The organism is Paenibacillus graminis, assembly GCF_000758705.1.
Taxonomy (GTDB): domain Bacteria; phylum Bacillota; class Bacilli; order Paenibacillales; family Paenibacillaceae; genus Paenibacillus_AQ; species Paenibacillus_AQ graminis.
The window spans coordinates 3,895,747-3,921,949 of sequence record NZ_CP009287.1; the positions used below are offsets into that span (position 1 = coordinate 3,895,747).

Sequence of the window (26,203 nt, forward strand, 5' to 3'; positions counted from 1 at the left end):
TGTCTCCCCTTCGCCTGTGGACATTAGCCTTGAAGCCCGGGCCTATGCCAATATGTTATTGTTTGTCGTATTGCTTCATCAGTGCGGCCAATTCATCCTCTACCGCTTGATCCTTGCCCAGCTTCTCAAATTCGTCATCCAGCGATTTGTTGCCGGAGCTCATCTCGTTGCTGGCTTCAGCCTGTGCTTCCGCGGCCAGCATTTTGTCTTCCATCCGTTTCAGTCCTGCGGAGGCAGAATCGGAGCTGAATCCGCTCATGGCTTTGTTAATTTCCGTCTGGGCCTTGGCGGCATTGTAACGGGCAACCAGCGTCTCACGTTTGTTCTTCATCTGGGTAAGCTGTTTGCGCATTTCCTCCAGCTTGCCGCGCAGATTATCCGCAGATGCCTTATTCTGGTCAAAGCTTGCCTTGTATTCCACCAGCTTGGCTTCTGCAGCCTTCTTCTCTTCCAGAGCACGGCGTGCCAGATCGGCATTGCCTGCCTGAGCAGCGGTATGCGCCTGCTGATTGCGTTTGCTTACCAGCGCTTCCTGTTCTTCATAGAGCTGCTTGAATTTTTTCTCAATGGCGATTTGGGCGGCAACAGCTTTTTCCGCATCCTCCAAATCTTCAGTCATATCACGAATGTATTGGTCCGTCATTTTGACCGGGTCTTCAGCTTTGTCGATAATTGCATTCACATTGGACATGGTCAAATCACGCAATCTTTTAAAAATAGACATTGGTTCATTCCTCCAAAATAAAAGTGAGTTGCTTATTTGTTATCTTCTACGCAGGGAGTGGCATTATCGTTTCAAATTTTGCCCAAATAAATATTGGTCCACTTTGAGATTCACAACTTCCACAACCCGGACTATGCCTTCCTTGCTTAAATTGTCGTAATGAATGCCCATCACCACGGTAACCGTCCGGTCAAGCGCAGCGGCAACCCGCGCGGCAATAGACTCGCAGACCATATGCTCCTTATGATGAGGAACCGCCGACGTTGATACCTTGACGTTCCCTTCCTCCATATAAGCAGTGCTGGCGGCGCCAATGTGCCTTGCTCCTCCGCCAATCAGCAGCAGCAGGTCCCGGCCAACCTCGATAGCTGACAGTTCAATGTCACCCGGATGAAGCTGTAAAGAAGACATCAGTTGCTCCCCTTTCCCATTATATTAACCATAGTACACGAAGATATCTCAGGAAGAGAAGACTTAACCCTAAATCCTTCATTATTTTAGATGATGCCGCGGATTTCCTCCAGCGACGATATGTTCTCCTCGATCATGAACTCCTGCAGCTCTTCGACAAGCGTGCTGCCAGCCCGCAAATTCATGAAGTTATAGGTGCCTACCTGAATCACTGTTGCTCCGGCCATAATGAATTCGATGATATCTGTAGCGGAGGTAATTCCCCCCATGCCAATCACCGGTATAGATACCCGCTTCGCCACCTGGTGCACCATCCGGAGCGCCACCGGTTTGATTGCAGGACCGGATAATCCGGCATACAAATTATTAAATACACTGCGGCGGCGGCGGACATCGATCTTCATGCCGGAGATCGTATTGATCAGCGAAATGGCGTCAGCGCCTTCCTCCTGGCACATTTCGGCCATTTCCGCGATATCCTCGGCGTTCGGGGACAGCTTCACAGCGAGCGGAAGCTTGGTTGCCGCTCTAACAGCACGCACTACCTCCTGTGCAGCAGGCGTTTTCACACCAAAGGCTATGCCGCCTTCCTTGACGTTGGGACAGGAAATATTCAGCTCAATCATATCCACTGCAGGTTTGCCGGCAGCGCTGCGCGCATCGGCATCCCGCTGAATCAGTTCAGCCCCCAGCACATAATCAGGCAGTGTGTTCCCGCCGAGATTCACCAAACGTGCGGTATCCAGCGTCTCCCAATAAGGAAGCTCCTTGACAATGAACGCTTCTACCCCAGGATTCTCCAGCCCTACACTATTCAGCATGCCGGAAGCTGTCTCATAGACACGCACACCGGGATTGCCTGCCTTGGGGTTAAGGGTAAGGCCTTTGCCGGAGATGCCCCCCAGCAGGGATACATCGTACAGCTTGCTGTATTCACGGCCGAAACCAAAGGTTCCGGAGGCCATGATGATCGGGTTCTTGAAATGAACACCCGCTATATTGGCAGTCATATTAATCATGGAAGATCACCTCATCCGCGAGGAATACCGGACCGTCTGCGCAAGCTTTGCGCTGTCCGTCACGGCAGGAGACGCTGCACACGAGACAGGCGCCGATTCCGCAAGCCATGCGGTTCTCCAGGGACAGATACACCTTGGGTCCCTTGCCAGCCGCTTGTGCAGCTCTACCCTTCAGTTGGGCTGCTTTCAGCATCGGATGCGGCCCGCAGACAAAGATATGGTCGTAGCTGGAAAAATCCACACTGTCGAGCACCAGGCCGCCCACGTTGACTGTCAATTCAGCGGCCAGTGGGCGAAAAGCCTCGGTGCGGAACGCCTCACGGCTGAAGCCCAGATAAATATCGCTGCCCGGCAGCTCCTGTGCACAGTAGTACAGAGGGGCGATCCCGATTCCGCCGCCCACCAATGCCACTTTGCCATCGACAGCCGGAAATCCGCTGCCAAAAGGCCCTTCAAGCTCCAGGGAATCTCCAGGTTCCAGTTCAGCCAGGATTTTGGTCCCCTCACCCACCACATGATACAAAAATTCCACACCGTCGTCGTTCACCTGATGTATGCTTAGCGGTCTTGACAGCAGCGGAAAGGCTCCCCATGCCCGCAACATGTAGAATTGCCCCATTGCACCGCCGTAATCCCCCTCTACCCGAAGGTGATACACTCCATCTGCCAGCCGCTCGTTACTAATCACCGTCGCCACGTTATCAAGCTCCTTAAAATTTAATCTTATTAACCATGCCTTAGAAGGAACTTAAAATCTGTGACAAAGATCACATTTCCAAGGGCCGATTAGTGTCTATTTCCGCTTCCAGATCCCGCGTTCATAGGGCTTGGGCACATTCGACTTATCCACACCGCCAAGCGCCTCCTGGGCGTGGAGCGCCCAATAAGGATCGCTCAGCATTCCCCGGCCTACCGCGACAAGCTCCGCCTTCTCTTCGGTGACAATCGACTGCGCCTCCGCATAGGATTCCAGGCGTCCAACTGCAATTACGGGAACTTGAAGTCCGCTGCGGATGTACTCAGCAAGATTGACCTGGTAAGCCGGTCCTGCATTAGGACCGCCATTTGATCCGATGGGTCCTTCGCCTCCTGAAGACACATGGAACATATCCACTCCCGCAGCTTTGTAGCGGCGGCAGAACTCAAGAGCATAGGCTTCATCATATCCGCCTTCGACGTATTCTTTGGCGGATACTCTCATAAGCAGCGGCATTTCAACAGGAAGCACTTCACGTACGGTACGGGCCACCTGTTCTCCGAACAGAAACGGGTCTGCCCCATATTCGTCTTCTCTGACATTGGTCAGCGGAGAGTGGAACTGGTGTATCAGGTACCCGTGTGCCCCGTGAAGTTCAACAGTATCAAAGCCAGCTTCTGCTGCCCGCCGCGCGCCTTCACGGTAAGCCTCAACCAGCTCTGCTATTTCTTCTGCGCTGAGCGCCCGAGGTGTCTTGGACTTGGCGTCGAATGGAATCGCTGACGGTGCAACGGGAGGCTCCGCATCCTGGGCCTTGCGGCCGGCATGACCAAGCTGGATGGCAATCTTGGCGCCTTGAGTATGTACCGCATCGGTCAGTCTCCGGTAAGCATCAATGTGCTCATCGCTCCAGATCCCCGTATCTTGATTGGTGATCCGGCCATCCGGATGAACTCCGGTCATTTCTACAATAATGAATCCGGTACCGCCCACGGCGCGGCTTACATAATGAACAAAATGCCATTCATTTGGGATTCCATCCTGCCGGGATACTGCGTATTGGCACATAGGGGGCATTACAACCCGATTTTTTAAGGTCAAGGCTTTTAACTCATAGGGTGCAAATAAATCCGGCATTTCCATTCCTTCCTTCCCGCTGCGTTCTCATAATAGACAGGGCTTTTCCCCGTCAAATGTAGTATACACGTATTTTCAGCATTGGAGGCATGGAGATTCAGCATAATTCTGCCTGCGGCAGGGGATAACAAGACAAGTTAGAAGTCAGCGGAGGAATTCAGTTTAAAAGGAGGCGAGACTTGATGAAATGTCTGCAGATGAGCCTAAGACTGCTCATTCTGGGGAGTATCTGTCTAACACTGTACATTCCTGTGTCCCCCACTCAGCCTGCCGCCGCCTCTTCGGAGATTCGCGGGCCGATTCACCGACTGGTCAGCGGCCAGAACACTGAGGCTAATCCCAAGGATGATCAAGCCATCCCCGCAGGTTCTTCTTCCCGCAGTGCGGCACCATTGCAAAAACGCTCCAAAACACTTACCCTCAGCCAATTGCTGCGCAAATATCCTGAAACGATCAAGACCCGGGGGCCACACCGGAAACAAATCGCTCTCACGTTCGATGATGTGCCGGACCCCCGGTTCACCCCGCAGGTGCTGGACGTGCTGCGCAGGTACCATGTACATGCCACATTTTTTGTTGTAGGCAGCCGGGCAGCGAAGCACCCGGAGCTTGTGGCAAGAATCATCAGGGAAGGCCACACCGTCGGCAATCATTCCTACAACCATCCGGAGTTCAGCAAAATCAGCGTAAATGCGTTCCGTACACAGATTATCCGCACTGAAAATATCCTCAAGACAACGGCCGGCTATAAACCTCGGCTGATCCGTCCTCCCTATGGGGACATCAGCGAACCGCAGCTGAAATGGGCTAAAGCCCACGGCTACAAGCTGGTGAACTGGAATGTGGACTCACTCGACTGGAAGGGGCTGCCTAAATCACAGGTGCGGAATAATATCATTGCGAACGCCGGCAAAGGTGCCATCATTCTTCAGCATGGCGGAGGAGGCAGGGGCAGCGATTTGCGGGGAACCATACAAGCACTGCCGGAAGTGATCAGTATCATGCGCAAAAGAGGTTATACCTTCGTTACCGTCCCGCAGATGCTTCAGATCAGCCAGGAAAAATAAATAACAGCATACAAAAAAAGGAAACGGAGACTGCCGGGCTCCGGCATGCTTCGTTTCCTTTTCGGTCTAGAGCCTATTCGATCATGTACAGCTGCACATATTGGAAACCAAAGTCCGCAACATAGCTTTGGCTGCCGGGGATAAAGATGTCAATGCGGTTTCCCTTAATCGCGCTGCCCATGTCGGCTGCTGTAGCGATAAACGCCTGCTTGGGCAAACCCGGATGGGAATAGCCGGTTACCAGCACCTTCGTGCCAAGCGGTATCACACTGGGATCGACTGCAATGGTGCCCAGCTTCAGCGGGTTGCCAAAATAGTCCACTGCTCCCCATTTGCCGTTCTCGCTGAGTGCGGAAGAATACGCCGATGCTTTGACCTGAAGCACTTTGTCATAGCTGTATTCCTTACCCCAAGCCTGAACGGTGTTGGTCTGCGGTTCTACACTTAAAAGGGAGGCTTCCCCGGATTCCTTGGCTGCGGGTTCGGCAGCAGCTACGGCCTGTGTCTTTACAATGCCCGGAATAGCCAGCTTCAGGCCCGGATAAATATTATTGGCTGCAATATTGGGATTGGCGTTCATAATCTTATCCATGCTTATGCCATAATGATTGGATAAGGTATAATAGGTAGTAGCTTTTCCTGCGATATGTACGCTGTCTGCCTGTACAGGTGCTGCCTGCACCCATGTGCTGATTCCTAGCGCTGCAGCGAGTGCTGCAACCGCTCTAAATTTGATTTTCATAATATCCTCCTTCATTATTAGCGCAGTCCGATGGGGGTGTCCCGCTCTTCCTGCTTCACAGTAACTCCGGACGTATGTACCTTGTATTTGCCCTGATGTGTTGTTTTGTAAAACTAACAGTTATGAATATATCACAATTTTGTAACCAATGCCTATGAAATTGTTACCAAACTGACAGAAATGGCATTTTGAAGCGTTACCAAACGAACAATAGTTTACATATTTTTAATGAATATTTTCAATAATTCATCATTTTGAAAAAATCGAGTACAAATTCCCCGCAGATTTTACACAGATTTAACATTTCTCCCTTTAGCAAATAGTAGAATGATAGAAGAACACAAAGACATTGAAGCACTTGGAGGGTCCATGAACGTGAACGAAGAAGAAAAAAAGAATAACCATACCAGTCCGGCAACCGCTTATCTGAACCGTGATTTAAGCTGGATCGAATTTAACCGCCGCGTTCTCCAGGAGGCGCAGGACCCGGACAATCCGCTGATGGAGCGGGCCAAATTCCTGGCGATTGTGTCCAGCAATCTGGATGAATTCATCAGTGTACGCGTGGCAGGGATTCAGGATCAGATCCGGGCCGGCTATACGAAAAAGGATTTTACCGGCTATACCCCCTCCGGTCTTTATAAACGCCTCATCAAGCGGGTCAGCAAAATTATTGCCGATCAATACCGGACATTCCGCGACATCTCCCGCAGTCTGCACAAGGAAGGCATCGTGTTCGTGAATTATGAGGACCTGACACCGGCACAGGAACTGTCCATTGAACAGTATTACCGGGACATTATATTCCCTGTCCTGACACCCATGGCGGTCGATCAGAGCCGTCCCTTTCCGCTGGTGCACAGCCAGTTCATCTATCTTGCCGTCGTGCTGACACGCAAGGACAGCCAGGAGGAAGAGCCTTATTTTGCGATTCTGCAGATTCCATCCAATCTGCCGAGATGCATTCCCCTTCCCCACCGTTCCAACAGCAAAAAACGGCAGTTTGTTTTTATAGAAGATGTTATCCGCCATCATATCCAGACTCTGTTCAGCGGCTACGATCCCGTTGCCGTAAGTGAATTCCGCTTAACCCGCAACTCCGACCTGACGATTGACGAGGAAGGTGCGGAGGACCTGCTTGAGGAAATTGAAAAAGAGCTGCGCAAACGGCGGCGGGGCGTCCCTGCCCGTCTGGAGGTCCAAAAGGGAATTCACCCCTATGCGCTGGAGCAGCTGCAGGCTGAATTCGAGCTTGAGGATTTTGTCTTTGAGATTGACGGGCCGCTGGATCTTGGTTTCCTGCGCGGCTTCGCCGGCAGCCTGAAGGGCTTCAGCTACCTGCATGATGCGCCGATTGAACCGCTCTATCCTGCGGAGTTTGATGAGAATGAGGATTTCTTCGAGGTGCTGCGCGAACGCGATGTGCTGGTGTACCATCCTTATGAATCCTTTGATGCGATGACCGACTTCATCACACAGGCCTCTGAAGACGAGCAGGTCATGGCGATAAAAATGACGCTGTACCGTGTCAGCGGAAATTCTCCGCTAATCAGTGCCCTCGCACTCGCCGCCGAATCCGGCAAACAGGTCACCGTAGTTGTCGAGCTGAAGGCCCGCTTCGACGAAGAGCGCAATATCGCCTGGGCGCGCAAGCTGGAGCAGTCCGGCTGCCATGTCGTGTACGGCCTGGTTGGCCTGAAGACCCATGCGAAGATCACGCTTATTGTCCGCCAGGAAGGGCTTGAACTGCGCCGCTATGTGCATGTGGGAACAGGCAACTATAACGACAGCACGGCCAAAGCCTACACGGACCTCAGTCTGTTCACAGCGAACAACGAGATTGGCCTGGATGCTTCTGAGCTGTTCAACCAGATGACAGGCTATTCGGCCAATTATGACTGGAATGCCTTCGTTGTGGCCCCAACCAACATGAGCCTTTCGCTGCAAAAGCTGATTCTGCGCGAAGCCGAGCATGCCGCTGCCGGGCGTCCATCCCGGATCATCGCCAAAATGAACTCTCTGTCGAACCAGGAGGTCATTGACAATCTGTACAGCGCCGCCCAGGCGGGAGTGCCTATTGATCTGATTGTGCGCGGGGTCTGCTGCCTGCGGCCGGGGATAGAAGGCCTTAGTGAGCGGATTACTGTACGCAGCATTGTAGACCGTTTTCTTGAGCATTCCCGGATCTATTATTTTGAGAATGGCGGCGATCCTGAGGTCTACCTGTCCAGCGCCGATTGGATGACGCGCAATCTGACGCGGCGCATTGAACTGATGTGCCCGGTAAAGGACCCTGTAATCCGCAAGCAGATTGTGAAAATACTTGATCTCACCCTTAAGGATAATGTGAAATCGAGCTTTCTGCAGCCAAACGGATATTACGAACGCGCAGACGACAAAAAGGCCCCTTTCCGGAGCCAGTTCGCTGCTATGGAGGTTACGCGTTGGAAGGGAAGCCGAGCTTTACCTTCAGCCCCCAAACATTCCTGAACGCTTTGAGGGCGTTCTCGATGTCCTCCAGCCCAATAAGGAGCTCACCTGCGCCCTGCAGCTCCAGATCAAGCGTATTCCCGTGCAGGCGGGCTTCCAGCCCGCTTACAATGCCAATCTCGGTACTGTCCAGAGCAATGCTCAGTTGTACCAGAGTACCGAGCTTATGAATCCATTCCTCGTCGGAAGCCAGCAAAATGTCCTTGTGTGTCTGGGACAATTTCTGCTTCCGGCTTTTCGTGCTGTAAGAGGCAATTAAAGCGCCCAGAATCAGCTGGCGGTGTGTAAGCCCGCGGATCGGGGAATTCATGAGCCAGTACCGCGTATGCCGTTTGGATTGATAATAATTGATATTGGAGCCGGTCCGGTGCAGCATGATTGACACATAGATCAGCATACGCTGCTCGTCCCGGTCCCCCTCGGTATCAAATGCCTCAAAAAGGCTCAGCGCCAGCTTGTAGATGTGGTCCAGATGCCGCTTCGAGGTGCGGATATCAAAGCGGATAATCGTGTTCAGACTGAATGCCAGGGCACTGTCGCGCACAGGCTGTCCGGGATCGAGCAGGTCATGCAGCATGCCTTCCCGCAGGCCTTCTCCGCTGATTACGGCCCGGCTGGCGCCGATATACCGGTACACCGTGTGAAATATAATCAGCCCGGAGACGATGATATCCCCCCGGCTCTTGGAGAGCCCGTCCAAATCTTTGCGTTTCTCATACGGAATGGAAGGCAGCGTCTCCATAAATTTATCTATAGTCTCACTGAAAAGAGTGTAGCCGTGTGAATTCTGCAGTGAATAATCCCGCGTCTTCTGGTCCAGCTTCCCGAGGGAGCGCAGTGTTCCGCCAAGCCCAAAGAGCGGCAATCCCGGCCCGCTGTTCAGCCAATCATGCTCCACCAGCCTCCCGGTCACATAGGCCTGGAGCTTGCGCACCTGATCACTGTTCCAATTGCCATGGTGGCTGAACATCAGATTCGTATTTACCGCACCGAACGGGAAAGAGATACTCTGCTGGTAGCGCCGTCCCCGGAACAATGTGATCTCCGTGCTTCCGCCCCCAATATCAATAACAAAGCCGTCCTGGACATCAAAGGCGTTGATGACGCCCAAAAATCCAAAGTAGGCTTCCTGGTGGCCGCTGATTACCTCAATATGGATCTCCGATGCCTCCGATAGGTAGGAGACGATCTCCGTTGAATTCGCCGCGTTGCGTATAGCAGCAGTGGCGCCGGCTCGGATGTTGTCGACCTCAAATTCGCTGCAAATCTCCTTGAACTGATGCAGGACAGGCACAATCGTATCCATGTCCTTCCGCTCCAGCCTGCCGTCCTTGGTAATCTTCTCACTCAGACGAGCAGAGTATTTGCACTCCTTGATGATTTTGTAGCCTCCTTCCGGCGTCGTATCATAGATCACAAGGCGAATGGAGTTGGAACCAATATCAATGATGCCAATCCGGCAAAGATCATCTCTCATCTGTATGTACTCCTTTTTAAGTTGATTGGCCATCTATATACTATATCACCCATTTCTCCCCAGGCAAAAGCAAAACGGCCGCCGGATAGGTCCGGGGCCGTAAAAGGGCTGTTCTATAGGACTTTGCTTAAAAAATCCTTGGTCCGCGCATGCTTCGGATTGCCGAACACCTGTGAAGGATTGCCTTCCTCCACGATAACGCCGCCGTCCATGAACAGAATGCGGTCGCCCACTTCGCGGGCAAAGCCCATTTCATGGGTAACAATGACCATCGTCATGCCGTCTTCCGCCAGCTTCTTCATGACCTCCAGAACCTCACCGACCATTTCCGGGTCAAGCGCTGAAGTGGGCTCGTCGAACAGCATCACATGCGGCTGCATGGCAAGCGCCCGCGCAATGGCAATCCGCTGCTTCTGTCCGCCGGAGAGCTGGGCCGGATAAGCATCGCGTTTGTCTGCAAGACCGACGGTCTGCAGCAGCTCAAGCGCGATTTTTTCCGCTTCGGATGCCTGCTGCTTTTTCACTTTCAGCGGAGCCAGCATAATATTCTGCAGCACGGTTTTGTGCGGGAACAGATTGAACTGCTGGAAAACCATACCCATTTTTTCCCGGGTCACGTTGATATCATGCTTCTTGCCCGTAATGGACTCCCCTTCGAAGGTGATTTCGCCGCCTGTAGGCTGCTCCAGCAGATTGAGGCAGCGCAGGAAGGTGCTTTTGCCGGAGCCGCTGGGGCCGATGACAACGACAACTTCCCCTTTGTGAATCTGCAGATCAATCCCCTTCAGAATGTCCAGTTTCCCAAAACTTTTGTGCAGGTTGTTAACGGCGATCATCCGTATTCAGCCTCCTTTCCAATATGCCCAAGATCTTCGACAAGGTGAATGTAAGGACAAAGTACATCACAGCGATCACAATTAAGGGATTCAATCCCTCATAGGTTATAGTTGTTACGGATCTTGCCTCGAAGAGCAGATCTGCCACCCCGATCATGGAGACGATCGAAGATTCTTTGATGATCGTAATGAACTCATTGCCGATGGCGGGAAGCACGTTTTTGATCGCTTGGGGAAGAACAATATAACGCATCGTCATCCCCTGCCGCATGCCGAGCGAACGCGCCGCTTCCACCTGTCCACGGTCCACCCCTTGGATGCCGGCACGGAAGATCTCAGCCAGATAGGCGGAGCTGTTAATGGTCAGTGTGATGGCCCCGGATTGGATCGGCGAAAATTCCAGGCCAAACTCCGGCAGCCCGTAATGGATTAAGAACAGCTGCACCAGCATAGGTGTGCCGCGCAGGAATTCTACCCAAGCCGTTGCGATAAAACGCAGAATCCACCATTTGGACATCCGAAGCAGAGAAACTATGATCCCCAGCACAAAACCGAAGAATACCCCCAGCACAGCCAACAGCAATGTGTACTTCAAACCGGAAAGAAAAAAATTGCGGTACTCATAAGCGATATCGAATACATTCATTTTTGGCATAACCTCCTGTCTGCAAAAAAATAGAAAACAGCGGAACACCGCCATTTTCAGATCATTCCCAACTATTTTATACCTTCCCTGCAGCAGCGGCTGCAGGGGTTAAACTGCTTGAGATCACTTCAAGCGCATGAAGAATTATTTCTCTGCCAGCTCGCTTGCAGCCGCAACATACTCATCGATTTTGCCTTCGGAGTTCAGACGGGTCAGGGTCTTGTTCACCTGAGCCAGCAATTCGTCGTTGCCCTTCTTCACACCGATCACATAACCATCATCCTCCACCTCAGGTTTGGCATCAGTGATGGCCAGTCCCTTGACGTTCTTTACGAAGGATTTGGCTACCGGACCTTCCATGATCGAGGCATCTACACGGTTCGATTGCAGCTGCAGCACGATTTCGGAAATTTTGCCCAGTGAAGTCAGTTGCGCGCCTTCAATCCCCTTGGCGATGTCTTCCTGAATCGATCCGGTCTGCACGCCCAGCTTCATGCCCTTCAGGGAATCCATTGTCGCAAACTTATCTTTGTCGGCTTCACGCACAACAACCGCTTGTTCGGCTTTGTAGTAAATATCAGACAGCCCTACCGCTTTTGCCCGTTCCGGTGTTGGACTCAGGCCCGAAATCACAATATCGACTCTGCCGCTTGAGAGCTCATTCAGCAGGGAATCGAAAGCCAGATCCTTGATCTTCAGCTCGGCTCCCATATCCGCAGCGATTTGCTTGGCGATCTCGATGTCAAAGCCCACGATGGTATCCTTGCCGTCCACCACTTTGTGGAATTCATATGGAGGAAAATCGGCGCTGGTTCCCAGTGTAAGCGTCTTAGACGCAGTACTGCTATTCGTATTCGCACTGCTGCCGGTAGCTGCGTTATTTTCTTTGTTATTATTACCACACCCGGTCATAAGGCCAGCTACGAGCAGCATCCCTAATGAAAGTTTACCCCATTTGTTCATCTGTATATCTCCCCTATTCTCTTCAAATTCTCTAGTTGTGCCATTGACCGATTTATTATAAATCAACACGTATGAATATGCAAAGACAAATTTGTGACAAAGACTGTAAAATTGCGGAAGAAGCTCGCGCCGCTGCGAGACTGCTTTGCCGCTTCATTTTGCACAACCCTTTGAAAGAAGTATATACTATGTACTATCTCCAATTGATCCCAAAATAACAGAAATGGTTCATGCGCTCATTATGGGTGGTATTAATATGCTAAAAGTCCCACAAAGCTTAAGCCTATGCCTTCGAAGCGGGAGTTATGACTGAGTTGTTCAGGAAGCTTTTTGAAGCATTTATTCATCACACAACTTTTAGGAGGTGCAATCATGCTTTTGGAAGCTATGTACCATGTCCCCCGTGACAAATGGGCTTATGCCTACGATGCAAAGACTATACATCTGCGTGTTCGCACCAAACGGGATGATGTGGACTGTGTAGTCGCGCTCACCGGGGATAAATACAATTGGCAAGACACCTCATACGATATCATGATGGATAAAGCGGCCTCGGACGACATGTTTGATTACTGGGAAGCAGCGGTCCGGCCCAAATATAAACGCCTAAGCTACACCTTCCGTGTGAGCAAAGGCAATGAAAGTGTATATCTGCTTGATAACGGAATCCGGACGGAATACCCGGCCCCCCCGAACCACTACTATGAGTTCCCCTATATACACCAAATCGATTTGTTCCAGGTGCCGAACTGGGCCAAGGATGCGGTGTTCTACCAGATCATGACGGAGCGGTTCGCCAACGGTGATCCTTCGAATGACCCGGAGGGGACGGAGCCATGGGGCGGAACGCCGAAGCTGGATAACTTTTTTGGCGGAGATCTGCAAGGCGTGCTGGACCATTTGGACGATCTGCAGGAACTCGGGATTAACGCCGTTTATTTTACCCCACTGTTCGTTTCCCCTTCCAATCATAAGTACGATATCATGGATTATAAAAGGGTCGCTCCTCATTTTGGTGATAATGAGCTGCTCAAAACCGTTGTCGAGGAATGCCACTTCCGGGGAATCCGCGTCATGCTGGACGCCGTGTTCAATCATTGCAGCGACAAGTTTCCGCCATTTCAGGATGTTCTGGAGAAGGGGGAGTACTCCGTCTATAAAGACTGGTTCCATATAAACTCCTTCCCGGCCGAAATTGTCGACGGTATTCCTACGTATGACACCTTCGGTTTTTTTGGCAATATGCCGAAGTTCAACACCGCCAATCATGAAGTGAAAACCTATCTGCTGGAGGTGGCAGAATACTGGATCAAGGAAATCAAGGTGGACGGTTGGCGGCTCGACGTGGCCAATGAAGTGGATCATCATTTCTGGCGGGATTTCCGCAAAGTAGTCAAAGCGGCCAACCCCGAAGCCTATATTGTGGGTGAAGTATGGAGTGACTCCTTAACCTGGCTGCTGGGCGACCAATTCGATTCCGTGATGAATTATCCCTTTTCCGGGACCGTATTGGAATTTTTCAACGGGGGGATGGACGGCATTACCTTCGGACACCGGATCGGCGCCCTCCTTATGCGTTATCCGCAGCAGACCAATGAAGTGGTCTTCAATTTGCTGGGCAGCCATGATACCCCGCGGCTGTTGACGGTCGTAGGTGAAGACAAACGGAGGCTCAAGCTGGCCGTTGTTTTTCTTTTTACTTTTATGGGGACTCCTTGTATTTATTATGGTGATGAAATTGGTCTTTCAGGCCATGAAGATCCGGATTGCCGCAAGTGTATGGAATGGAATGAAGCAAGCCAGGACCGCGAGCTGTATGATTTCTATCGGATGATGATTGCCCTGCGCAAACATAACAAAGCGCTGCGCGAAGGCCGCTTCCGTATCCTGCAGGCATGTGAGAATGACCCGTGCATCGTCTATGAGCGTGCGGATGATGTGATTCATTTTACTGTGTGGATGAATAATTCGCCGGTGCCCCGCATCCTCAGCCATCCGATGGAAACAGATGATTGGCAGGATGCCTTGACCGGAGAGCCGGTAGCACCGGAAGCAGGGATGATGCATATCTCACTCGACCCGTACGGGTACCGGATTCTCAGCCGGCACTTGGGTTAAAACAAGCAGCAACGGCTTCGGCTACCTCAACAAAATACAGCTTCCGTTTCAGCAAGTAGAAAATCTAGGTTCAGCTTATCTAATGTTACCTGGAGAATGCCTCTCCATGAGCCCTTCCGTAACTATAAATGGAATAAAGGCGACTAATTGGCCCCAGCGCCCTCTCCTCCGCAGGTTAAGTGGAAAAAGGGTAGCTAATTCAGCTCATTTTGTTCCTGGCGAGGGAAAGTGGCCCAATTAAGTTTCCTTTCTTTCCACTTAAATCTCACAATTCTTGATTTTAGGGTGAGATAAGCTCCCTTTTTTCCACCTAATGCTTGCTAAGAAGCCGGTGCGCAGGCGCTAGGTGGAATCATTTCAGACTTCCAAGTTGTCCTCATTTGCACAAAGGACGTTCAGCAAGATCTTCTGATCTGCTAAACGTCCTTTTTCTTTGCCTGCACTATGCTGTTTTATACGTGTTCCAAGACACGGTTGTAGATCTCCATGTACTGCTGTGCTGATACATTCCAGCTGTAATCACCGGCAAACGCGTTTTTGGTTACTTTTTTCCAATGCTCCGGCTTCTGGTAGAACGATACTGCCCGGCGGAGCGTGTACATCATGTCGTGGGCGTTATAATCCTTAAAGGTGAAGCCATTCCCCTGTCCGGTTTCCTCATTGTAGGCGTGAACCGTATCATTCAGCCCTCCTGTTTCCCGCACGACCGGAATACTGCCGTAACGCAGGGCAAGGAGCTGGCCGATCCCGCAAGGCTCGAATTTGGACGGCATGAGGAACAGATCGCTTGCTGCATAGATTTTGCGGGACAACGCGTCGCTGAACAAAATCTGTGAGGATAGCTTGTTCGGATAACGCCACTGTGCCTCACGGAACCAGCGTTCATAGACTTCATCGCCGGTCCCCAGCAGGACAAATTGAATATCATCATAATAGAGCAGCTCATCCAGCACACGGGTTAGCAGGTCCAGTCCTTTGGAGTCGACGAGACGTGTGACCATTGCAACCAGAGGAATGTATGGAGCCACCGGCAGACCCAGCTCCTGCTGCAAAGCAATTTTATTCTCCGCTTTTTTGGCCAGATTGGTGCGGTAGCGGGTATAAATCTGCGGATCGCTGGCCGGATTGTAGATCTTAGTGTCTATACCGTTAACAATCCCGCTCAGACTGTCCGCCCGTGAGGAGAGCAGGCCTTCCAGTCCATAGCCATAGTAGGCTGTACGGATTTCTTCGGAATAGGTCGGGCTTACTGTAGTGATGTGATCGCTGTAGACGATCCCCGCCTTCATGAAATTCACATTGCCGTAATACTCTACACCCAGGAAATAGCTGTCATCCAGACCCAGCAGCTCACCGAGCACGGAGTACGGGAATACTCCCTGATACAGTAGATTATGGATGGTAAACACCGTCCGGATTTCACTGTAAAACGGATTATGCCGGTAATGGGCCTGCAGCAGCATCGGAATCACTGCGGCATGCCAGTCATGGCAATGCAGCACATCAGGCTGGAAATCAAGAGTCTCCAGACACTCCAGCACCGCCCGGTTGAAAAACGAAAAGCGCTCTCCATCGTCCATGTAGCCGTAAATGCCATCCCGCCCAAAATAATATTCGTTATCGATAAAGTATACGGGAATACCATCATATACCATCCGTTCAATGCCGCAATATTGGTTACGCCAGCCGATCGGCACAGTCAGAGCTGCAACATGCTCCATTTGCGAGACAAATTTGTCCGGAATTCCTCTGTACTTCGGTAAAATCACACGTACATCCACACCCGCGCCTTTCAGCGCTTTGGGCAAAGCACCAATGACATCGGCCAGCCCTCCCGTTTTGACGAACGGATGAGCTTCGGCTGCAGCAAATAAAACCTTCATCTCTAGAAATCCCCCTTATGTGTATGGACTGCCTATTTTACCGCCTTGCGGCCTGCTTTTTTCAACACCAGGAAGCTTAGCGGAGGAATGGTCAGTTCAATGCTGTTCACCTGGTTGTGCCATTCTTTTTTGCTGCTCTTCATCGGGGCATTGTGCACACCGGAGCCGCCGAATTCCGTATTTTCGGAACTGAACAGTTCTTCATACGTTCCCGGCCGCGGGACTCCGATCCGGTACATCCGCCGCTCCACCGGCTGGAAGTTGATAATAATCAGCAGCGTATCGACAGGCCTTTTGCCCCTGCGGATATAGGAAACGATGCTCTGGCCGCTGTCATCGGCATTGATCCATTGGTACCCTTCCATCTCATGGTCAAGCTCCCACAGCGCTTTTTCATTCACGTAGAGCTTGTTCAGCGCTGCAGTGAACGCCAGCATCCGGCGGTGGCTTTCATAATCGAGCAGCAGCCAATCCAGCTGTTCTTGATCCTTCCATTCGATAAACTGGCCAAACTCTCCTCCCATGAACAGCAGCTTTTTGCCGGGATGGCTGATATGGTAGCCCAGAAGCAGGCGGAGTCCGGCGAATTTCTGCTCATAGGTGCCGGGCATTTTGTCCAGCAGCGACTTCTTGCCGTGCACCACCTCGTCGTGGGACAGCGGGAGGGTGTAATTTTCCGAGTAGGCATAGCAGATGGGAAAGGTCAACAAATTGTGATGATAAGGTCTAGCCCCAAAATCATGTTCTATGTAGCCTAATGTGTCATTCATCCAGCCCATGTTCCATTTGTAGTTGAATCCCAGACCTCCCTCATGCACTGGCGCAGTAACTCCCGGCCAAGCACTGGACTCTTCTGCCATCATCAACGCTTTGGGATAATAATGAAAAATCGTCTTATTAAGACGCTGGATAAACTGGATGGCTTCCAGATTCTCCAGTCCCCCGTTGGCATTTCTGCGGTATTCATGCCCCTTCTTCTCAAAGTCCAGTCTAAGCATACTGGTGACCGCATCTACACGCATCCCGTCGATATGGAACATCTCGAACCAAAACAGCGCATTTGATATCAGAAATGAGGAAATTTCCGGCTTGCTGAAATCAAAAGACAATGTCCCCCAGCCCGGCTTCTCCGCCAGCATCGGGTCAGCATATTCAAACAGCGGCGTGCCATCGAACATTCTCAAACCATGGGCATCTTTGGCAAAATGGGCCGGTACCCAATCCAGCAGTACGCCAATTCCAGCCTGATGCAGCTTGTCGATCAGATACATCAAATCCTGCGGTTCCCCAAAGCGGCTGGTTGCGGCAAAATAACCTGTGCCCTGATATCCCCAGGATAAATCGTAGGGATGCTCGGCCAGCGGCATAAACTCAACATGGGTATAGCTCATTTCCACCAAGTAGGGAATCAGCAGCTCACTCATCTCCCGATAAGTGTATAATCCGCCATCTTCCTTTTGGCGCCAAGTTCCAAAATGCATTTCATAAATGTTCAAAGGCGCGTTATATGGAGCCTTGCTCCTCCGCCGCCAAGCCGCATCCCCCCACACATAGCCGTCCAGATCTGCAACAATGGAAGCCGTCGCCGGACGCACCTCTGCATGGAAAGCATAAGGGTCAGCTTTAAGAAAGTTTGAGCCGTCTGGGCCCACAATCCTGTATTTGTAAAAAGTTCCCGCTTTCATTCCCGGAAAAAAACGACTCCAAAATCCTGAATCGGGTATCTTATATAACGAGTCCACGTCTTTGGTCCCATCCCAGCCGTTATGATTACCAGCCAGTCCTACATATGTCGCATGAGGAGCCCACACGGTAAAGCGTACGCCCGGTATTCCTTCTTCAGCGGCAATGTGCGCGCCCAGCATCGTATAGCTGCGATAATTCGTGCCCTCATGGAACAGATAAATATCATCAGATGACGGGAGGTTAACTGTTGTTGATGTATCGGCCAAATCATCACCACCTTCTTATATAGGATGCACCTTTAACATTACCCGAATGTAGCGGTTTTGAAAATGATTTTGGGCAGATTTTCGGGTTCTGAAGAATAAAGAAAATAATTCATGTAATTTTTGCAGAAGCAGGGCAGTATATTTCACCTATGCGTTTCAAGTGCTTGCGCAGCGTGTATATTACAAGCATTGACAAAAAAATGGGAGGGATAACAAATGAGTAAAAAAGAATGTATCGCCATGCTGCTGGCAGGCGGGGAAGGGCGCAGACTCGCCCCCTTGACAACCACCATGGCTAAGCCTGCAGTCCCTTTCGGAGGACAGTATAGAATCATTGACTTTCCCCTCAGCAATTGTGTGAATTCCAATATTGATACTGTTGGGGTACTGACTCAGTATGAAGCCAATTCTTTGCATAACCATATTGGTGAAGGTGAGCCCTGGGGGCTCCATACCGAGTCGGGCAAAGGAGTGAAGCTGCTACCCTCCGGCGTTGAAGGCAGAGACAGCTACACAGGAACAGCCGATGCCATTTATAAAAATATTGAATTTATTGACAGCCACAAGCCAGAACATGTTCTTATTCTGTCGGCGGATCATATTTACCATATGAATTACCGGAAAATGCTCGATTATCATATCAGCAAAAATGCAAAAGCCACCATCTCCGTGATGGAAGTGCCTTGGGATGAGGCCAGCCGTTTCGGGGTAATGAACGTGAATGATGAGCTTAAAATTTCAGAATTTGCCGAAAAACCCAAGGTTCCAAAGAGCAACCTTGCTTCTATGGGGATTTACTTATTTGAATGGAAATACCTCAAAGAGCATCTGCTGCTGGATGCAGCCGATTCAGCCTCCAGCCATGACTTTGGCAAAGATGTCATTCCAGCTATGCTGGATGGCAGCGAAGCTTTGTTCGCCTACCGTTTCAAGGGATATTGGCGGGATGTAGGTACGGTTGACAGTCTCTGGGAAGCTCATATGGATCTGCTGCACGAAGGCAACGGCTTCAAGCTCGACAATTCCCGCTGGCCGATGTACAGCCGGGCCCGCCGGACGAAGGCAGCTGCGCATAAACCCCGCATTCAAATCCCTTCTGCTGACAGTCTTGTGAATGATTCCTGCCTGCTGGAAGGCAGCCTGAACCGTTCGGTCGTCTTTGGCGGCGTTGAGGTCGGCAAGCTGAGCCTGGTGAAACAGAGTGTCATTATGCCCGGCGTAAGAATCGGACGGGGCGTGCTGATTGAGAATGCCATTATTGGTGAAGGGGCTGTCATAAAGGACGGGGCCGTGATTAAGGGCAGTCCGGACAACATTGTCGTCGTTGGCCCGCATGAGATCGTTGCCGCTAAGCCGGTCATTAAGACCCAGCCTTCCCGCCTGCTGCAGGAAGTCTACGAGAAAACTGGACGTCTGCGTGCAGAGGGCCTTCCTTCTTAATCAGAATAACGCTCCAATCTGAATAAGGGATGAAGAAGCTGTCATTGACAGTTTCTTCATCCCTTATTTTGTCTCTAGTCCAAGCTTGGACTAGAGTGGTTTCTCTTCCTTTGGAGCCTCCGGCGCCAGCTCCTCCGTCATCGGCAAAATCACAGTCACCTGCGTTCCCTTGCCAAGCTCGCTGTCCATTTCCAGCTTGCCGCCGTGCAGCTCGACAATTTGTTGTGAGATCGCGAGTCCCAAACCTGTTCCCCCATTCAGGGCATCCACCTGGAAGAAGCGGTCGCGCACTCTGCCGAGATGGGCCTCACTGATACCTATCCCGCTGTCCCGCACAATAACCGCAAGTTCACTGCCCGGCAGCCGGTGTGCAGACAGGACGATGCTTGAATCCTCGGGAGAAAACTTCACAGCATTGTCCACCAGATTAAGGAACACTTGCTTCAACCGGTTGGCATCAGCCTTGATATAGAACGTTTCGTCACATTCCAACAGCAGGTGAATGCGTTTTTTCTCTGCTTTGGCCCAGATATTCAGAATGGTCTCCTGCAGCAGCACTTTGATATCCACACGTCCCATGGACAGTTTCATTTCATTCTGCTGCAGCTTAGAGAAGTCGAGTATTTCTTCCACCAGCCCGATCAGCCGGTCGCTTTCCTTGGAGATGATCTCCATGCCCAGCTTGGTTTCCTCCGGATCATAACCGCCGGATACGAGCGTTTCGCTCCAGCCCTTGATGCTGGTAAGCGGAGTCCGCAGCTCATGCGAGATGGAGGAGATGAAATCATCCTTGATCTGGTTGCTGCGGATAATCTCATCCGCCATATAATTCAGCGTCGAAGCCAGATCACCGATTTCGTAGCGGTAATCGCCTTTGATGCGGGTAGTGAATTTGCCCTTCGCCATCTGCGCGGAGACAGCGGTGATATTCTTCAGCGGCTTGACAATAGAATTCGCCAGACCAAAGCTGAACAAAACGACAATCGCCATAACCGCTGAACCAATCCCAATGGAGACCAGCGTCAGGTTCAGCAGATCACTGTCGATTCTTTCCATTGAGGTAACATAACGGATGACATATGTCTCGCGCCCGTTGATATGCACCAGCTTGGAAACGGCCATTACGCTTTCGTTCGTCCCCGGCTGGCGGCCCACCCAGCGGCCGACACTCCCCCCCACCGCTTCCGGGACATCACTTGTCGTAATGGTGCGGTCGGGCTGAAATCCGGTGGAACTGATCAGCATATTCCCATCCTGCGTCAGCACCTGGAGTTCCGTGTAGTCCATTTCGAAGAAATCGAGCAGCTTTTGCAGTTGATTGGGTGAGCGTTCTCCGGAAATCTCATATTTCAGGAAATCCTCTGCCGTCCCGATATGCGTTGTGATTTTACTGTAGACACTGTCGTAATAATACGTCCGGATCGCCAGCAGGAATATAACCTCAACGAGGAGAAGCGCCACAAAGACGACAAAAATATAGTGCAATACAATCTGTCTGCGCATCCCCTTCTTGATCATTGTCCCTGGCCTTTCCACTTATAGCCGTGACCCCACACGGTCTGAAGATATTCCGGCTCCGACGGATTATTTTCGATTTTTTGCCGCAGCCGGCGGATATTCACATCCACTATTTTGGGATCGCCCATATATTCCTTGCCCCAGACATGATCGAGCAGTGAATCACGGCTGAGCGGGGTGTTCTCCATCTCCAGGAAATATTGCACCAGTGAAAATTCAGTCGGGGTCAGCTCAATCGCCTCACCGCTGCGTTTGAACTGCTTGGAAATCAGGTCCAGCGTAAACGGCCCGGACTGAAAAGAAACCTTGGCTGACTGCTCACGATGCACATTGACCCGGCGGAGCAGGGATTGAATGCGGGCGATCAGTTCTGTAGGGCTGAACGGTTTGCTTACATGGTCATCTGCTCCTACCGAAAGCGCATAGACTTTGTCCTGCTCCTGAACCTTCGCGGTCAGAAAAATAATCCCCAGCCGCTCATTGGTCTCTCTGATTCGTCTGCATACCTCAAATCCGTCGATCCCCGGCACCATTACATCCAGCAGTGCGATATCAATATCGGGCACCGTTGTCAGCTTGTGAAGCGCCTCGTTCCCGTCTGCGGCCTCCAGCACCTCAAACCCGTTGCGCTTCAGGTTAATCACAATAAAACTCCGGATGGATTCTTCATCCTCCAGGATCAGTACTTTACTCATCGATTCCCTTCCTTTCAATAGGCGAGGTGATTTTGTTGCTGTCTCCCCCGCTTGTATTCTGCTCCAGTTCTCCCCGGTAGCCGATAATTTTGTCCATATCGCTTCCGAGCATCTCCCAGCCTTCATTTTTCTCCCGGTCCCATTCCGCAGGAGTAAAGAATGAAACCTCAGCGACCGTCTCTCCAGTGTCCAGCATGATGAATCTTAGATATTTGTCCTGGACGGACTTGGTGTCAACTGTCACCTTCTCATACCATTTCGGTAAAATGTTAAGGGTGAAGCGGTCCGACGGGTCCTGATACAGCTGATCGGAGAAGGTAAGTCCGTTCTTGCCATCCCATTTATAATAGGAATTAAAATACGGAATGGTCTGCGGATCGAAGTATTCCCAGCCCTTGGGAGGCTCAAGCAGACCGATCTCCAAAATCCCGTCGCCGTCGATGTCTTCACTGACAATCTTACGCTCCTTGAAGGTTCTGGCGTCCCCCGGAACAACCACACGCAGCTTGTTGTTCTCCATCACTACCATAGTTGAATAGGCCGAATGGGAATCAACCGCAGCATCCAAGATGATACCTTCTTTATGTTCGGCTACTTTTCCTGAGACAATATTGTAATAATTATTAAAATACGGGTCCAGATCATCAAGTTCATCCAGAACCTTGAACCCGTCGCTGTACTGATAGGTTGCAATCGTGACAAATTCATTGCGTTTGAAATTTACAACGGTTATGTCTTGAATTCCGTCTTCGTTCAGATCGTCCAGCAAATATTTGGTGTAAGGCTGAGTCAGTATTTCCTCCAGAACCCCGTCTGAATAGCTGTATACCACCATTCCCTTTTCTTCTCCGCGCGAATAGCCTGCAATGATATCCAGCTTGCCGTCACCTGTAACATCCTGAATATTCACAGAATCCAGTCCGGTTCCATTGCCGTCGAACACCAGCTTCTTCGCCCAGTCTTTATCGTGCTTCTCCAGGATCATGCCGTGAATCTGCACCGTTTCATTCTTCGTCAGATAGAAAACGAGTGTCTCCATAGTGCCGTCCATGTCCAGATCCTCTGTAAAAATGGCGCTGTCATCATTATTGGCCGGACGAATCAGCGTGGAGCCGGCAGGCTTCAGGGAATTGATCGCTGTCTTCAATGACGCCTTGTCGGCGGACAGCTGCGGCGCCCTCATCTTCGAAACAGGATCGCTGATGAAGGTGCAGCCCGACAGCACAGACAGTGACAATGACACCGCCGCCAGGCGCTTCAGAACTTGTCTACTCAACTTCATCACTCTTTCCCGGTTGCCTTCAGTTCGGTTCATTACAGCCGGGCGCGCTCCTGGGAAGTCAGTCTGCGGCCCTTCACATCATGTTTGATTCTTCCGTCTTCGAGCACCCAGATTCGGGTGGCGTAACGCTCCGCCAGCTCGATCGGGATCACGGTGATGACCGTAAGCCCGGTTTCCTTGCACAGTTTGCGCAGTGTCTCCAGCACATTTTCCGCCGATTTGGGATCAAGGCCGGTCACCGGCTCATCTGCCAGTATAACCTTGGCGCCATGCACTAATGCGCGGGCAATAGCCACGCGCTGGCGTTCCCCCCCGCTGAGCTGGCTGGTCTTCAGCTTAGCCTTGTCGAGCAGACCGAGCAAATCAAGCTGATCCATTGCGCCCATGTAATCATCCGACCGCACCATGCCGGTCACCATCCGCCACAGCGGAGTCTGGGAAGACTGGCCAATCAGCACATTCTTCAGCGCCGTCCGGTTCGGGTTCAGCTCCGCATTCTGTTCAAGGTACGCCCATTCACGGCTGATCTTGCGTTTGCCGGCAAAGGCGCTTTTCATAATATCCATTCCATCTACCCTGAAGTTGCCGCGGTCCCATTTCTCCTTGAGCGCCAGGCAGCGCAGCAGCGTCGACTTCCCGCTTCCGCTCGCTCCGAGCAGCACTACCAATTCACCTTCTTCTAATTGAAAGCCAATATCCTGCAGTACCGGAATTTTGTCTTCCCCGACTGCCTTGGCCAAATGTTCAACTGTGATCATAGTTCAGCCTCTCCCTGTCTTCATCTCTACTCTACTCTATAGTGTACTCTGAAAGCGGGATCAAATTCCATGCGAGCACTCGTTCTTATCTTACCTCAAATCGTCTGGCGTGGCGAGAATAATAACCCGGCCAGGCCGAACAAAATATATAAAATGCCCATCAGGAGAAATACCCCGCCGCCCCAGCCGAATTGCAGCAGCAGGCCGCCGAGGCCCGGTCCGATAATACTGCCGAAGCTGTAATGGAATGAAGAAACTACATTGGCGGCAGGCAGCAGATTGCGCGGCAGGATATCTGCGGCATAGCTGAGGCCCAGCGAGAAAAAAGAGCCTACAAGCCCGCCGGCTGCCATGAGCACGGCCAGGGTCCACCAGAACCGGTCTTGCGCCAGCGGCAGAAGGGCGAACGCTAATCCCCCGCCAACCCCGGAGACAATCAGAATTTTCTTCCGCCCGTAGCGGTCGCTCCATATGCCTAACGGCATCTGCAGCAGCAGGCCTCCAATCCCTGCGAACGGCAGCAGCGCCGCGATCTCATTGGCGCTGAAGCCGATGCGCAGCCCGTATACCGGGAAGTTGCTGTTCAGGCTTGCTTCCATATACCCGTATAAAAGGGCCGGGATCAGCGCATACCATGCCAGACTGTAGCTGCGGGCGAACCGGCGGGCCTGGCCCTCTCCATGCTCGACCTTGTCCGGACGGGAGTCCGGGAGCTTGACCAGCACGAGGAGCAGCACAAGCAGAAACAGCAGAGCAATCGCCGCAAAAGGTACTGCCTGTCCAAACCGCAGCAGGCTGATGCCAAGCGGCCCGAGGCTGAAGCCGAGCCCGTAAGACATCCCGTACAGGGAGAGATTACGGCCACGGTGCGCAGCAGGCGTCATCAGCAGCACCCAGAGCTGGGCAGCATAATTGATGGCCGAATCCCCCGCGCCAACCAGCAGGCGCAGCAGAAACCAGGCTTTAACTCCAGTAAGCAGCGGAAATAAAAGGAGCGACACCAGTACAATGCTAATTCCGGCTGCGATCAATTTTTTGAAACCGATCCCGCTGAGAATCCGTTCCGCCACCAGGGTCATCGCGAACGAGCCTACATACAGTGCGGCGGCATTCAGGCCATTCAGCGAGGAAGAGATCCCCTTTTGCTCCAGCAGAATGGATAATACCGGGAGTAGCAAGCCCTGGCTGAGTCCCGCGGCGATGATAACGGTAATCAGAATGAAGTAATTCAGTTTACTGCTCTGGTTCACAGATGTAGCGGTACTGTCTGGCACGGATGAATCCTCCTATGTATTTCTATGATTACGGAAACTTACACCGCCCTCGCAAACACCGAACATTATAGTGGACAACCTTCTTCAAAACAAGAGATAATATATAGAAGTGACCGATTTCCTGGGGGTGCAAGCTCGTGAACTATAAATTAGAAATTGATGTATCGCCGGTATATGAACTGCTGGACAGTTTTATGTTATATGTAACAAGAAAATGGATCTCCAATCTGGACATCGGACCCGATTGGATCCGCGATGTCGACAGCCGCATCGCCCCGCAGCAGATTTCTGCACTGCGCCAGGCTGCCGAATGGCCTTTTGGTGACTATGATGTGCTCTACGCATGGGCGTACAGCAGAGGACCGGCTTCAAAAGTCACCCAATTCCTGGATGAGCTGGAGGCCTGTTCGCTTGAGGAATGCTTTGAGCGTACAGCGCCTTTTTTTGAAGAGTTCTCTCTGGAAGAATGCGCCCGGATCAAATACGGCTACACACCGCTGCTGCGGCTGTGGTACGACCAGTATTTCCGCCATACGGAGCAAAAGATGCTGCCGCTGATGATCGAGGACGCCTCGGAGAAAAAAATGCTGGAGAGCAAAATGGATATCGTCGCCCTCATTGAATATGCGTCCGGCGGCATGGTCATCGAGGACATTCCGGAGCTGGAGACAATAGTACTGCTGCCTACCGTCCACAACCGGCCGATCAATACCTATTGCTTCTATAAAAGATTGATGCTGGTGCAATATCCTGTCGATGTGCCTCAGGACAGTGAAGACGAGCCGCCTACCGTGCTGCTCCGCTTAACCAAAGCCCTCTCCGACCCGACCCGGCTGCGTATGCTGCGCTTTATCGCCCATGAGCCCAAGACGATGTGGGAAATGCAGTCCGAGCTGAACCAAACGAGGGAAATGCTGATGCACCACCTGCTCATTCTGCGCGTCGCCGGCCTGCTGCGGGTGCATTTGCGGGGAGAAGGCACAGAGCGCTACAGCATCAGACCTGATGGAGCTTCGGAACTTCAGATGTTCCTGGAGTCCTATATTCGTATATAATAATGATTTAGAGATAGAT

Annotated in this window: 22 protein-coding genes; 5 read left to right on the plus strand and 17 right to left on the minus strand. The window is 51.6% G+C overall.

Annotated elements, in window-relative coordinates; genetic code table 11:
• Positions 1-55: 55 nt before the first annotated feature.
• The 5 genes from PGRAT_RS16315 to PGRAT_RS16335 all read right to left on the minus strand — a co-directional run bounded on the left by PGRAT_RS16315 (position 56) and on the right by PGRAT_RS16335 (position 3,988).
• Entirely contained in the window at positions 56-724 is a 669-nt protein-coding gene (locus PGRAT_RS16315) for a PspA/IM30 family protein (protein WP_020429902.1), read from the minus strand.
• Positions 725-787: 63 nt separating this feature from the next.
• On the minus strand, positions 788-1,135 hold the full coding sequence (lpdD, locus tag PGRAT_RS16320; protein WP_025708073.1) for a prenylated flavin chaperone LpdD: 348 nt from the start codon (positions 1,133-1,135) through the stop codon (positions 788-790).
• Between the two features lie 86 nt (positions 1,136-1,221).
• Positions 1,222-2,154 carry a dihydroorotate dehydrogenase gene (locus PGRAT_RS16325; RefSeq protein ID WP_025708072.1) on the minus strand — a complete coding sequence of 311 codons (933 nt, stop codon included), beginning with the start codon at positions 2,152-2,154 and terminating at the stop codon, positions 1,222-1,224.
• Entirely contained in the window at positions 2,147-2,851 is a 705-nt protein-coding gene (locus PGRAT_RS16330) for a dihydroorotate dehydrogenase electron transfer subunit (RefSeq protein WP_025708071.1), read from the minus strand. The genes PGRAT_RS16325 and PGRAT_RS16330 overlap by 8 nt, the downstream gene beginning before the upstream one ends.
• A gap of 96 nt (positions 2,852-2,947) precedes the next feature.
• Positions 2,948-3,988 (minus strand): NADH:flavin oxidoreductase/NADH oxidase, encoded by a 1,041-nt coding sequence (locus PGRAT_RS16335; RefSeq protein WP_025708070.1) that lies wholly within the window; start codon positions 3,986-3,988, stop codon positions 2,948-2,950.
• Between the two features lie 182 nt (positions 3,989-4,170).
• Here PGRAT_RS16335 and PGRAT_RS16340 point away from each other — a divergent pair, with 182 nt between their 5' ends.
• Positions 4,171-5,055 carry a polysaccharide deacetylase family protein gene (locus PGRAT_RS16340; RefSeq protein ID WP_025708069.1) on the plus strand — a complete coding sequence of 295 codons (885 nt, stop codon included), beginning with the start codon at positions 4,171-4,173 and terminating at the stop codon, positions 5,053-5,055.
• Positions 5,056-5,128: 73 nt separating this feature from the next.
• On the opposite strand, the gene PGRAT_RS16345 is transcribed toward PGRAT_RS16340, so the two are convergent.
• A complete protein-coding gene (locus PGRAT_RS16345) occupies positions 5,129-5,797 on the minus strand; it encodes a 3D domain-containing protein (RefSeq protein WP_238326892.1) in 669 nt (222 codons plus the stop codon).
• 369 nt (positions 5,798-6,166) lie between these two features.
• Between PGRAT_RS16345 and ppk1 the strand changes: the two genes are divergently transcribed.
• Positions 6,167-8,287 (plus strand): polyphosphate kinase 1, encoded by a 2,121-nt coding sequence (gene ppk1, locus PGRAT_RS16350; protein WP_036706406.1) that lies wholly within the window; start codon positions 6,167-6,169, stop codon positions 8,285-8,287.
• Here the strand turns inward: ppk1 and PGRAT_RS16355 are convergent.
• The 4 genes from PGRAT_RS16355 to PGRAT_RS16370 all read right to left on the minus strand — a co-directional run bounded on the left by PGRAT_RS16355 (position 8,235) and on the right by PGRAT_RS16370 (position 12,209).
• Positions 8,235-9,764 (minus strand): Ppx/GppA phosphatase family protein, encoded by a 1,530-nt coding sequence (locus PGRAT_RS16355; protein ID WP_025708066.1) that lies wholly within the window; start codon positions 9,762-9,764, stop codon positions 8,235-8,237. The genes ppk1 and PGRAT_RS16355 overlap by 53 nt on opposite strands.
• Positions 9,765-9,877: 113 nt before the next feature.
• A complete protein-coding gene (locus tag PGRAT_RS16360; protein ID WP_025708065.1) occupies positions 9,878-10,600 on the minus strand; it encodes an amino acid ABC transporter ATP-binding protein in 723 nt (240 codons plus the stop codon).
• Complete coding sequence (locus PGRAT_RS16365) at positions 10,587-11,246, minus strand: amino acid ABC transporter permease (RefSeq protein ID WP_025708064.1); 660 nt, start codon at positions 11,244-11,246, stop codon at positions 10,587-10,589. Before PGRAT_RS16365 ends, PGRAT_RS16360 begins: the two co-directional genes overlap by 14 nt.
• Positions 11,247-11,390: 144 nt before the next feature.
• Positions 11,391-12,209, minus strand: coding sequence for a transporter substrate-binding domain-containing protein (locus tag PGRAT_RS16370; protein ID WP_025708063.1), 819 nt, complete (start codon positions 12,207-12,209; stop codon positions 11,391-11,393).
• Between the two features lie 372 nt (positions 12,210-12,581).
• On the opposite strand from PGRAT_RS16370, the gene PGRAT_RS16375 reads away from it, so the two are divergent.
• Positions 12,582-14,327: an alpha-glycosidase gene (locus tag PGRAT_RS16375; RefSeq protein WP_025708062.1), complete on the plus strand. Its 1,746-nt coding sequence runs from the start codon at positions 12,582-12,584 to the stop codon at positions 14,325-14,327.
• 452 nt (positions 14,328-14,779) lie between these two features.
• Here the strand turns inward: PGRAT_RS16375 and glgA are convergent, their stop codons facing one another.
• Both glgA and glgB read right to left on the minus strand, forming a co-directional pair.
• Positions 14,780-16,210, minus strand: a complete 1,431-nt coding sequence (gene glgA / locus PGRAT_RS16380) for a glycogen synthase GlgA (RefSeq protein WP_025708061.1) — start codon at positions 16,208-16,210, stop codon at positions 14,780-14,782.
• 32 nt (positions 16,211-16,242) lie between these two features.
• Positions 16,243-18,162, minus strand: a complete 1,920-nt coding sequence (glgB, locus tag PGRAT_RS16385) for a 1,4-alpha-glucan branching protein GlgB (RefSeq protein ID WP_025708060.1) — start codon at positions 18,160-18,162, stop codon at positions 16,243-16,245.
• Positions 18,163-18,378: 216 nt separating this feature from the next.
• Here glgB and PGRAT_RS16390 point away from each other — a divergent pair, with 216 nt between their 5' ends.
• Complete coding sequence (locus tag PGRAT_RS16390) at positions 18,379-19,602, plus strand: glucose-1-phosphate adenylyltransferase (protein ID WP_025708059.1); 1,224 nt, start codon at positions 18,379-18,381, stop codon at positions 19,600-19,602.
• Positions 19,603-19,692: 90 nt separating this feature from the next.
• Here the strand turns inward: PGRAT_RS16390 and PGRAT_RS16395 are convergent, their stop codons facing one another.
• The 5 genes from PGRAT_RS16395 to PGRAT_RS16415 form a co-directional block, all read right to left on the minus strand.
• On the minus strand, positions 19,693-21,120 hold the full coding sequence (locus PGRAT_RS16395; RefSeq protein ID WP_025708058.1) for a sensor histidine kinase: 1,428 nt from the start codon (positions 21,118-21,120) through the stop codon (positions 19,693-19,695).
• A complete protein-coding gene (locus PGRAT_RS16400; RefSeq protein WP_020431216.1) occupies positions 21,117-21,815 on the minus strand; it encodes a response regulator transcription factor in 699 nt (232 codons plus the stop codon). Before PGRAT_RS16400 ends, PGRAT_RS16395 begins: the two co-directional genes overlap by 4 nt.
• Positions 21,808-23,091 (minus strand): hypothetical protein, encoded by a 1,284-nt coding sequence (locus PGRAT_RS16405; protein ID WP_025708057.1) that lies wholly within the window; start codon positions 23,089-23,091, stop codon positions 21,808-21,810. The genes PGRAT_RS16400 and PGRAT_RS16405 overlap by 8 nt, the downstream gene beginning before the upstream one ends.
• 38 nt (positions 23,092-23,129) lie before the next feature.
• Positions 23,130-23,855 carry a phosphonate ABC transporter ATP-binding protein gene (locus tag PGRAT_RS16410; RefSeq protein WP_025708056.1) on the minus strand — a complete coding sequence of 242 codons (726 nt, stop codon included), beginning with the start codon at positions 23,853-23,855 and terminating at the stop codon, positions 23,130-23,132.
• 95 nt (positions 23,856-23,950) lie between these two features.
• Positions 23,951-25,129, minus strand: coding sequence for an MFS transporter (locus PGRAT_RS16415; protein ID WP_244884025.1), 1,179 nt, complete (start codon positions 25,127-25,129; stop codon positions 23,951-23,953).
• A 137-nt stretch (positions 25,130-25,266) separates the two neighbouring features.
• On the opposite strand from PGRAT_RS16415, the gene PGRAT_RS16420 reads away from it, so the two are divergent.
• Entirely contained in the window at positions 25,267-26,184 is a 918-nt protein-coding gene (locus PGRAT_RS16420) for an ArsR/SmtB family transcription factor (RefSeq protein ID WP_025705148.1), read from the plus strand.
• The last annotated feature ends 19 nt before the right edge of the window (positions 26,185-26,203 follow it).